The 1,739-nt window shown below is 55.7% G+C and carries 3 protein-coding genes; all 3 read right to left on the bottom strand.

Annotation, left to right across the window (positions count from 1 at the left end):
- On the bottom strand, window positions 1-386 hold a 386-nt coding region (locus tag M2418_RS25675; RefSeq protein ID WP_259149878.1), incomplete at its 3' end, for an ATP-binding cassette domain-containing protein.
- A 4-nt stretch (window positions 387-390) separates the two neighbouring features.
- Window positions 391-1,278: an ABC transporter permease gene (locus tag M2418_RS25670; RefSeq protein WP_192489325.1), complete on the bottom strand. Its 888-nt coding sequence runs from the start codon at window positions 1,276-1,278 to the stop codon at window positions 391-393.
- The coding region (locus tag M2418_RS25665) for an ABC transporter permease (RefSeq protein ID WP_259149877.1) at window positions 1,278-1,739 on the bottom strand (462 nt) is incomplete at its 5' end. The genes M2418_RS25670 and M2418_RS25665, both read right to left, overlap by 1 nt.

Here is a 1,739-nt window from a genome sequence, read left to right as displayed (position 1 = left end):
GCCTTGTCTTTGGCTTCCGACTTGGCGCATTTGAAATGCCGCAAATAGGTTTCAGCCACCTGATCGCCCACCCGACGGATCGGGTTCAACGAAAACTTCGGATCCTGAAGGATCATCGACATACGACGACCGCGAACCTTGAGCATCTCTTTTTCCGAGAGCGATAGAAGGTCGAGTTCGTCGAAACGCAACGTGTCAGCGGTAATGGTCGCACCGGGCAGCAGTCTCAGCAGCGCACGCCCTACGGTCGATTTACCAGAGCCACTTTCCCCAACGATACCGAGACGTTCGCGTCCAAGGGTGAAGGACACTCCGCGCACGGCTTCCGTGGCGGAGCCACCATAACGAATGCGGAGATTTTCAACGTCAAGAATGGTCTTTTCCATCGCCTTATCTCCGGTTCATCTGCTTCGGGTCGAGTGCATCGCGCAGACCGTCGCCCAACAGGTTGAAGGCAAGACTGACCGACAGGATGGCAACGCCCGGGAAAGTCACCAGCCACCAGCTATCCAGCATATAACGACGTCCAGTCGCGATCATCGCACCCCATTCCGGCAATGGTGGCTGTGCACCGAGACCGAGAAAGCCAAGACCGGCGGCTGTCAAGATCACCGTTGCCATATTGAGTGTCAGGCGGATGAGAACAGATGGCAGACACATCGGCATGATTGACTTGACGATGATGCGCATGGGTGACGCACCCTGAAGACGTGCGGCCGCGATGTAATCGGCATTGCGGAAGGTCATCGCTTCAGCACGTGCCAGACGCGCAATCGGTGGCCACGAGGTCAAGGCAATGGCGATGATTGCATTGTTGAGGCTTGGTCCCAATGCCGCAACAAAAGCCAGCGACAGGATGAGGCTCGGGAAGGACAGGAAGATATCGGTAATGCGCATCATCACCGTATCAAACTTGCCACCGAGATAACCGGAAGCCGTACCGACAATCAGTCCAATCGGGCCAACAATGATCGACACAAGGAAGATGATCGTCAGTGTGATACGGGCGCCCCAGATCAGACGGCTGAAAATATCACGTCCCAACTCGTCCGTACCGAACAGATGTCCGTTACCGGGCGCCTGCAGGGTGTTGACCAGATCCTGAGCATAGGGGTCATGCGTTGCAATGAATGGCGCAAAAACCGCCGCCAGAATAAGCAGTCCCAGAACGATCAGACCAAAGGTCGAGGTCGGACTTTTCAGCAGGAAAACAAAGATGTTTTTCAGGGCATTCAACCAGGCGGGAAGACGCACTGTGCTTTGTGTTTGCGTGGTCATCAGCGTGTCCTCGGATCAAAGAAGCGGTAGAGAACGTCAGACAACAGGTTAAGCCCGATGAAGATGACGCCCACGATCAGAACACAGGTCATAACCGCGTTCATATCGCCGATAATCAGGTTGCTGGTGAGGTACTGGCCAAAACCGGGCCAGGCGAAAACCGTTTCGATCAGCACGGCCCCTTCAAGCAGTGAGCCATAGGCCAGCGCCACGATGGTAACGAGCTGAACGCGGATGTTGCCAAAGGCGTGTAACCAGACGGTCTGTCGGCTGGAAAGGCCTTTCACTCGTGCCGTCGTCACATACTCCTGCCCCAGCTGATCCAGCATGAAGCTGCGGGTCATACGGGTGATATAGGCCGATGAGGAATACCCAAGCAGGCTGGCGGGAAGAATGAGGTGGTTTACCGCCGACCAGAACACATCCATGTCACCGGCAAGCAGGCTGTCGATCAGCAGGAA

It is taken from the genome of Rhizobium sp. BIGb0125 (assembly GCF_024810055.1).
Taxonomy (GTDB): domain Bacteria; phylum Pseudomonadota; class Alphaproteobacteria; order Rhizobiales; family Rhizobiaceae; genus Agrobacterium.
This window is presented reverse-complemented; position numbering and strand designations above follow the sequence as displayed.

Bases quoted from the DNA above. Each gene is read 5' to 3' on its own strand.
- M2418_RS25670 (WP_192489325.1), bottom strand. From the start codon at position 1,278: ATGACCACGCAAACACAAAGCACAGTGCGTCTTCCCGCCTGGTTGAAT.